The sequence below is a fragment of the Winogradskyella sp. genome (assembly GCF_013042245.1).
Taxonomy (GTDB): Bacteria; Bacteroidota; Bacteroidia; order Flavobacteriales; family Flavobacteriaceae; genus Winogradskyella.
The window spans coordinates 1-8,670 of the sequence record NZ_JABDQL010000006.1; the positions used below are offsets into that span (position 1 = coordinate 1).

Sequence of the window (8,670 nt, forward strand, 5' to 3'; positions counted from 1 at the left end):
ATGATATAGTAAAACTGTAACATTATGACTTTTATGGATATATTTACTATTCTGTGACATCGAGTCACAAAATAGTAATAATTAACGAGGCAAGCCTCGAGGTATTAAACCTGAAAGCGAATAAAAATGATTCCGACAAATAGGCTGGATACAATACATTTATATGACTTTTGATTTTATATTTGATTGCAAAAACCACTAAACCTTTAAGATTTTGAAAGTAAAAGAAGTAAATTACGCTGTATCTAAGACATACAACTCGCTGAATATGCTTAATACCTCTACTAAGAATATTTGGCTCGTTTTTCATGGTATGGGTTATTTAAGTCATTACTTTTTAAGATATTTCAAAGGCTTAAACAGTAACGAGAATTATATTATTGCACCTCAAGCGCCGAGCAAATATTACATACAACCAAAAATGCATGTTGGAGCTAATTGGCTCACACGCGAGAACACAGAAATTGAAATGCAAAACATCCTAAATTATTTGGATGCTGTTTTGGAAGCTGAAGATATCCCAAATGATAAAAATTTAATCATATTTGGGTATTCTCAAGGCGTTAGCATTGCTTCTCGTTATGCTACAAAACGACAATTACAACCAACGCAATTAGTCTTACATTCTGGCGGTATACCAAAAGAGTTAACTCCAGATGACTTTAACTACCTAAATTCGGAATGCAAAGTAAAACTCATTTACGGTACTCAAGACGAGTATTTGGATGAAGCGCGAATTGAAATTGAATGCAAGCGTGCTATTGAATTATTTGGTCACCGATTGGAAGTTTTACCTTTTGATGGCAAACATGTCGTTAATGTAGACTGTATAAATGGCCTACTATGATTTTTAAATTGTTTTAAAAAATCGTCGTTTAAAAAATCATCTGGTTTCATAAGTGTGTAAAATTTAAACTTTATAAAAATTAAAAAAGCTCAGGATTGAATTAATTCAATCCTGAGCTTTTTTTAAACTTACACAGTTTATGGGTTAGTCCCGTTATGAAAGACGGCTATCGACGTAGTACCTGATGTTATGGTGTCTTAAAAGAAGAATGGCCGACAATTAAGTCGGCCTTTTTTAAAAACGTTTAGCTTGTTTGCTGCAATGTTTTATTCTTTTCCTTTAAAATAGCGAGTTGCTTCTCTAAAAACGTAATGGCTTGTTCTGCCTTTTGGCTTGCTTTTACTTTTAAGTCCTCAATATCTTCGCTTAGCTTTTCTTTGCCAGAAGCTGCTGCTTTGGATACGTCTTCTTTAACGTCTTTAAAATCAGAAACTATTTGGTCTTTAACATCCAAACCTTCTTGCTTTAATTTATCTCTTGTATCGCTTCCTTTTTCTGGTGCGATTAAGATACCTATGCCTGTGCCTATCAATGCACCTAAAACTAGTGCGCCTTTAAATTGAATCATAATTATTTTTTTTATGTTGTGTATCTATATGACGCAAATAATTACAATTTGTTACAAATTAAGTCTTTAGGAGTCTATTTAACGAATGTTTAAGTTATTGGTGATAGTATTAGTATTTATTGTAAAAACTATTATACTTCTTTATCATATACTTGATGTTTTTTTCTGTCCCAACTAATGAATCGAACTCTTTTAAAATCGTTGGGTTATCACTAAATAAAGGTCTTATTCTTGCGTGAGATTCTTTTCTACTATTAAATCCTCCAAAATCATTTAACCGAATCTTAGAACTATCCTTTGACATATAAAAAATAACACCATCTAGTAGTTGATACACTTTTATTCTACCATCGATAATTTGTTTTACATACCAATCGTCATAAACAGTTCTTATAATGGATTTACCATCTACGCCTTTTAGAGATTTTATAGTTTCAACATCTGCAGGTTTTAAAATTATCTTATGGCCGTTTAAGTCTTTAATTTTAAATTTAACCTTAGGGGCATTCAATAAACTAGTTGCTCTTGTTACTTTACCGTAAATAGTATCCTTTTTTTTTGTAATTACATATTCACGCTCTTGAGCAATAGATATTGTAAAAATTAATAGGTTTAAAAATAGTATGGCTTTTTTCAATTTTAATGCTTGTATGTATTTTCTGATAAGCTTAACGTAAAGATAAACTCAGTTTCAATTGTGTTTATCTATTGCTAAGCGAAGTTAAGATTTTGCGGACAAAAAGTATATAGCAAAACTATTGATTTATAAACAGTTAGAAACAAAAAATCTTTTGTTAACTAATAAGTTTTGCTACAATATCTTTAACTGGAAGAATAGCTTTAGTATGCTCAATACTTGGGCCAGCAACCCAAACCGTTTTGTAAGTGGCTTTTTTAGCAGCTTTTTCTGTGGCTTTCATACCTATTGAAAAACGGATCATTTTTACCCATTTTTTGAGTTTACGGTTTTTGTTTAATACAGATTCTAACCAGGTTTGTTTTGTGCCTATTTTTTTTACATAAGGGGTATTTATTACGGTACAAGGCGTACCAGAAATACGCTCTGTCATAATAATGTCTTCTGCTCCATAATCTACACAGGCTTGTTTGTACTCTTCTGTAACACCGGCTTCTACTGATGCAATAAATGGACTACCTACCGAAACACCCTCGGCACCATAGCTCAACATTTTGTCAATATCAGTTCGTTGTCCAACACCACCTGCAGAAATTACTGGAATCTTTAATTCCTTACTTAATTGGTTTGTCAATTCTTCTGGCGTTAAATTTCCACGATGTCCGCCAGCTTCATTATTTACGGCTATTGCAGCATCAGCGCCTAAACCTTCAACTTTTTTAGCAAACTTTAAATCTACAACATCACAAAACACTTTTATACCAGCAGCATGTGCTTGTCTTATGGTTTCTTCTGGACTTCCTAAAGAGGTAATAATAAAATCACAACCTTCCTCACAAATGACTTCTAATTGCCCTTTGTACTTAATATTTGATTTATTAACGATAAGATTAAACCCAAACGAGCCACCTTCTGGTTTGTTGTCTTTTAACTCTTTTAGTGCTGCTCTAAGTTCTTCTAACGTTCTGTAATTCAATGCAGGAATACAACCAGCAATACCAGCATTCATGGCTTCTGTTACCATGGCCACATTAGACACCAAAAACATTGGTGCTTGAATTATAGGATATTTTATCTGAAGTAATTGAGTAAGTTTAGTTTGCATATCTAAGAATGGTTTTGCCAAATATACTAAAATATATTATGCATGCATAATAGTTTTGCTCTAAGAATTGATAATACCCACATTTAAGATAAGCACCTTCAGGGAATTTTACCGGATGGTCAATATCATGTTTTGTTTTTAATTCAGTTTGAAATAATCGGGGTTGTTCATTTAAAACACGTTGATTTAAATCAAAGAATGATTGTGCTAAAATTCTAGACGAACAAGATGCCAATACTAATAGCCCTTTTTTTGCAGTAAGCTTTGCTCCTAGTTCTGCCAATTGTGCGTATTTCTTTTTTGCTAATTCTATTTCGGATTGTTGTTTGGCAAAACTTGGTGGATCAATAACAACCACATCATAGCGTTTGCATTTGTCTATCAACTTTTTCATTTCAACAAAAGCATCACCAGATATAGTTTTATGAATACCGTTGTAATCGTTGAGTTTACCGTTTTCTCTAGCAACCTCTAAAGCTTGCTTGCTTATGTCTAAGCTTGTAACCTCAGTTGCACCATTAGCAAGTGCATGTACCGAGAATCCACCAGCATAAGAAAATACATCTAGAACAGATTTGTCTTTACTCATCTCGCCTACACGTCTACGATTATAACGATGGTCCAAAAAATAACCTGTTTTATGTCCTTTTATGACATTTGCAGAAAAATTGACACCGTGCTCCACAAACTTTACAACTTCATTTTCCAAAGTTCCGAAAATAACATCACCATCTTTAAAATTATGATTTTCGCTATTTTGAAGATTTCGACTTAAGCGCATCACTACGGTTACTGCTTCTGAAACTTGTTGCAAACTATTAAGAATAGAATCTAAATAAGGTAACCATATTTCAGAATATAGTTTTGCAACTAAAACCTGATTATAAACATCAGCAATTAAACCTGGAAAGCCATCGTTCTCTCCAAAAAGGAGACGGTAACTGTTAGTATTTGTTTCTAATAATTCGGTACGTAAAGCAAAAGCTTTTTCAATCTTGGAATGAAAAAATTTAGCATTAATTTCCGCTTTTGTGTTAGCATTATGGATTATCTTTATTCGGATTGGAGATTTCGCGTCGTACAATCCTAAACCAATAACTTTATTTTTATTCTTACTAAAAATAATTGCTAAGTCACCTGTTTTAGCATTGTCATTAATTTTTACAATACTATTAGAAAATACCCAAGGATGGCCTTTAACTACAGACTGCTCAGCTTTGGCGTTGAGTTTTACGGCTAGGCGTTTAGAGTTCGTATTGAGCTTTATTTTATCGGAGAAAAACATTACCAATTTTTAGAGATACAAAGTAAAGATTAATTAATCAAAAAACGCAACCATTTCTGATTGCGCTTATATTTTTACAAAAGAATGACTTTAAGCTTTTAAAACAACTCTAAAGCGCGCTTTACCATGGTGTAAATGCTTTATGGCGTCATTGACGTCTTCCATTTTAAATTCTTCTACTGTAGGATAAATATCGTGACGTACACAGAATTCTAACATCTTACGAGTTAGAGCTATACTTCCAAGCGGACTTCCTCCAACAGATTTTTCACCAGAAATCATACTAAAGGCTGGAATTTCCATAGGCTCTAAGACTGCTCCAACGGTATGTAATTTTCCTTGTGGTGCTAATGTGGTTAAAAAGGCATCCCAATTTAACTTTACGTTAGTTGTGTTTAGTATAAAATCTAAACTACCTGCAATACTTTCTAACTCGTCCGTATTTGTAGAATCGACAACATTATGTGCTCCCATTTTTTTAAGTGCATCCGTTTTATCTTTATTTGATGTAAACGCTGTGACTTCGCAACCCCAAGCTTTTAAAAACTTAAGAGCCATATGTCCTAAACCTCCAATACCTATAACACCAACTTTATCAGTGGGTTTTACTCCTGATAATACTAGTGGGTTAAAAACGGTAATTCCACCACAAAATAAAGGACCTGCTTTAGCCATATCAATGCCCTTTGGCAATAATGTTGCCCAGGACCAATGTCCGCGTACAACATCTGCAAAACCGCCATGACGACCAATTATTGTTCCCTCTGCATCACCACAAAGGTGTTGTTTACCATCCATACACTGATTACAATGCATACAAGATGCACTGTACCAACCCATGCCTACTTTATCACCTTTTTTTAGACCTTTGACTTCACTACCAACATTAAGAACTTCTCCAACTATTTCATGACCTGGTACTAGTGGATATTGCGACATTCCCCAGTCGTTATCAATCATACTCAAATCGCTATGACACAATCCACAATAGCTCACTTTTATATCAACTTCTTCATTACCAATATCTCCAAGTTCATATTGATATTTTTCTAATTTGGCTTTTGCTTCTTTTGCTGCGTATGCGTTTATTTTCATTTATAATCTGTTTTTTTGTTATAGCTTTAATATACTAACTTATGTACTCAATTAAACTAAATCAATGTTAATATTTGATTGAAACAAAAACGCAATCCTTAATTGGATTGCGTTTTTTTATAAGATACTGAATCAACTTCAGCATAAGTAATTCGCTCGATTTTCTAAAAGTAAAATCGCCTCTCTGCTTACTTCACTTCCTCGAAATCTACGTCTTCTACATCAGAGCTTTCGTCTGCCGGTTGATCTTGCGCTCCTGCTTCAGGACCTGCAGCGCCACCTTGTGCTTCCGCTTGTGCTTTGTACATTTCTTCACTAGCTACTTTCCAAGCTTCATTAATTTTTTCTAAAGCTGGCTCAATAACTGCGATATCTTTAGATTCGTAAGCTGTTTTTAATTCTGCTAAAGCATCTTCAATTGGCTTCTTTTTATCATCAGATAATTTATCACCAAATTCTGATAACTGGCTTTCTGTTTGGAAAATCATAGCATCCGCTTGATTTAACTTTTCAGCTGTTTCTTTAGCTTTTGCATCTGCATCTGCATTTGCTTCAGCTTCTTGCTTCATTTTTTGGATTTCTTCTTCAGTTAATCCAGATGATGCCTCGATACGGATATCTTGCTTTTTACCAGTTGCTTTATCTTCCGCAGATACTTTGATGATACCATTGGCATCAATATCAAAGGTTACTTCAATTTGTGGCGTTCCTCTCTTTGCCGGTGGAATACCATCTAAGTGAAAACGACCGATTGTTTTGTTATCTGCTGCCATTGGACGCTCACCTTGTAACACGTGAATTTCTACCGATGGCTGATTATCTGCTGCCGTTGAAAATACTTGTGATTTCTTAGTAGGAATCGTTGTATTGGCATCAATTAACTTCGTCATGACGTTACCCATAGTTTCAATACCTAAAGATAGTGGCGTTACGTCTAATAAAAGAACGTCTTTTACATCTCCTGTTAATACACCACCTTGGATTCCTGCACCTAGTGATACAACTTCATCAGGATTTACACCTTTGCTTGGTGCTTTTCCAAAGAATTTCTCTACTGCATCAACAACAGCTGGTATTCTTGTAGAACCACCTACTAAGATAATCTCGTCAATATCTGACTTTGATAATCCTGCCGCTTTTAATGCTGACTCACATGGCTCAATGGTTCTCTTAATTAAATCATCGATTAACTGCTCAAATTTAGAGCGTGTTAATGTACGCACCAAGTGTTTTGGTCCACTTGCAGTAGCTGTTACGTATGGCAGATTGATTTCAGTCTGCGATGACGACGATAATTCTATCTTAGCTTTTTCTGCAGCTTCTTTAAGACGTTGTAAAGCCATTGGGTCTTTACGTAAGTCCATATCTTCATCCTTAATAAACTCTTCGGCTAACCAATCGATAATGCGCTCATCAACATCGTCACCACCTAAGTGTGTGTCACCATCAGTTGATAATACTTCAAATACACCGTCACCTAATTCTAATATGGACACATCATGTGTACCGCCACCAAAATCAAATACTACAATTTTTTGGTCCGTACCTTTTTTATCCATACCGTAAGCTAATGCTGCTGCAGTTGGCTCATTGATAATACGCTCAACTTTAAGACCTGCAATTTCACCTGCTTCTTTTGTTGCCTGACGTTGCGCATCATTAAAATATGCGGGTACAGTAATTACTGCACGCGTTACGTCTGACCCTAAATAATCTTCAGCAGTTTTCTTCATTTTTTGAAGAATCATTGCTGATAATTCTTGTGGTGTATATAAACGACCATCAATATCTACACGAGGTGTATCGTTATCTCCTTTTACAACTGTATATGGTACACGTTCTGCTTCTTTTTTAGACTCCGAATACTTATTACCCATAAAACGTTTAATCGAATAAACCGTTTTTGTTGGATTTGTTACTGCTTGTCTTTTTGCTGGGTCACCAACTTTAATTTCACCGCCTTCTACAAAAGCAATGACTGAAGGTGTGGTGCGCTTACCTTCGGCATTAGGTATTACAACTGGCTCGTTACCTTCCATTACAGAAACGCAAGAGTTGGTTGTTCCTAAGTCAATTCCAATAATCTTACTCATAATATGTTTATAGTTTAAAATATTTCCGCCTTAGCGAAAATTAGATTTCATTAATAATTACGTTTGCAGTAAGTCAATGATTATGCCATCAGAAAAAATATGACATGATGTCACTTTTTTTGAAATTTAAAAATCAATCCAATGTTGAACTCAAAAATTTGTATTTATAAAATGTCTTGCATATTGTAGACTTTGGTACACGATTTGATGCTAGAAAGAAAAACTATATAACATGAAACGTACACTTACCCTAATTTCAGTATTAACTTTATTACTAACCGCCTGTGAAGGACCTCAAGGACCTCCGGGGTTTGATGGTTTTGATGGACAAGATGGAGTTAATTTTGTTGGTCAGTCTTTTGAAGTTGGACCTCTAAACTTTACATCTTCTAACGGTTATGAAAACACAGTTGATTTCCCCGAAAATGTATTTATAGGTGAAGATGATATGTTATTAGCCTATTTACTTTGGGACGAAAATCCAGACACTTGGCGTCTTTTACCACAGACCATTTATACTTCAACAGGTGAATTCCAATACAACTTTCAGGACAACTTTGATAACGTATCCATCTTCTTGGATGCTCCAGCAAGTTTTGACTTTAGTACTTTATTACCGGGAGATACAGAAAATCAATTTTTTAGAATAGTAATATTACCTATAGATTTAATAAATAGTGAAAACATAAACGTCAATGACTTCAATTCTGTCATGAACTATGTAGAATTGAATTAAAAAAATAAATTGAATGTCCGTAATGAGTAATAATTAAAATTTCAAACTCATTCTGTTACATTGAGTACTTCGACTGTGCTCAGCATAAACTAAAGTCGAAATGCCTTGTAAAACAATACTTTAGATTTCTCGACTACGCTCGAAATGACAGAGAAATCATTATATTTTTCAATTTATGATGGCTATATTCTATAATATGACTTAAATAAGTTGTATTTTAGTAAAAACGAAAGTCATGATACCACAAAATTTCACAGAATACTTCAAAAGCCTCGAATTATTTGAGCGACAGGAAATAGTAAAT

At 34.3% G+C, this 8,670-nt stretch carries 8 protein-coding genes; 2 read left to right on the forward strand and 6 right to left on the reverse strand.

What is annotated here, in order from left to right; all coding sequences use genetic code 11:
- Positions 1-214 precede the first annotated feature (214 nt).
- Complete coding sequence (locus HKP48_RS00210) at positions 215-847, forward strand: esterase (protein ID WP_296341582.1); 633 nt, start codon at positions 215-217, stop codon at positions 845-847.
- A gap of 244 nt (positions 848-1,091) precedes the next feature.
- Here the strand turns inward: HKP48_RS00210 and HKP48_RS00215 are convergent, their stop codons facing one another.
- From HKP48_RS00215 to dnaK, 6 genes are all read right to left on the reverse strand, one after another.
- Positions 1,092-1,415, reverse strand: a complete 324-nt coding sequence (locus tag HKP48_RS00215) for a YtxH domain-containing protein (protein WP_296341584.1) — start codon at positions 1,413-1,415, stop codon at positions 1,092-1,094.
- A gap of 109 nt (positions 1,416-1,524) precedes the next feature.
- Positions 1,525-2,052, reverse strand: coding sequence for a hypothetical protein (locus HKP48_RS00220; protein WP_296341586.1), 528 nt, complete (start codon positions 2,050-2,052; stop codon positions 1,525-1,527).
- Positions 2,053-2,209: 157 nt separating this feature from the next.
- Positions 2,210-3,157, reverse strand: coding sequence for a nitronate monooxygenase (locus HKP48_RS00225; RefSeq protein ID WP_296341588.1), 948 nt, complete (start codon positions 3,155-3,157; stop codon positions 2,210-2,212).
- Complete coding sequence (locus HKP48_RS00230; protein ID WP_296341590.1) at positions 3,147-4,442, reverse strand: class I SAM-dependent rRNA methyltransferase; 1,296 nt, start codon at positions 4,440-4,442, stop codon at positions 3,147-3,149. The genes HKP48_RS00225 and HKP48_RS00230 overlap by 11 nt, the downstream gene beginning before the upstream one ends.
- 90 nt (positions 4,443-4,532) lie before the next feature.
- Positions 4,533-5,537, reverse strand: coding sequence for an NAD(P)-dependent alcohol dehydrogenase (locus HKP48_RS00235; protein ID WP_296341592.1), 1,005 nt, complete (start codon positions 5,535-5,537; stop codon positions 4,533-4,535).
- Positions 5,538-5,725: 188 nt separating this feature from the next.
- A complete protein-coding gene (dnaK, locus tag HKP48_RS00240; RefSeq protein ID WP_296341593.1) occupies positions 5,726-7,630 on the reverse strand; it encodes a molecular chaperone DnaK in 1,905 nt (634 codons plus the stop codon).
- Between the two features lie 232 nt (positions 7,631-7,862).
- Here dnaK and HKP48_RS00245 point away from each other — a divergent pair, with 232 nt between their 5' ends.
- On the forward strand, positions 7,863-8,366 hold the full coding sequence (locus tag HKP48_RS00245) for a dihydrolipoamide dehydrogenase (RefSeq protein WP_296341595.1): 504 nt from the start codon (positions 7,863-7,865) through the stop codon (positions 8,364-8,366).
- The last annotated feature ends 304 nt before the right edge of the window (positions 8,367-8,670 follow it).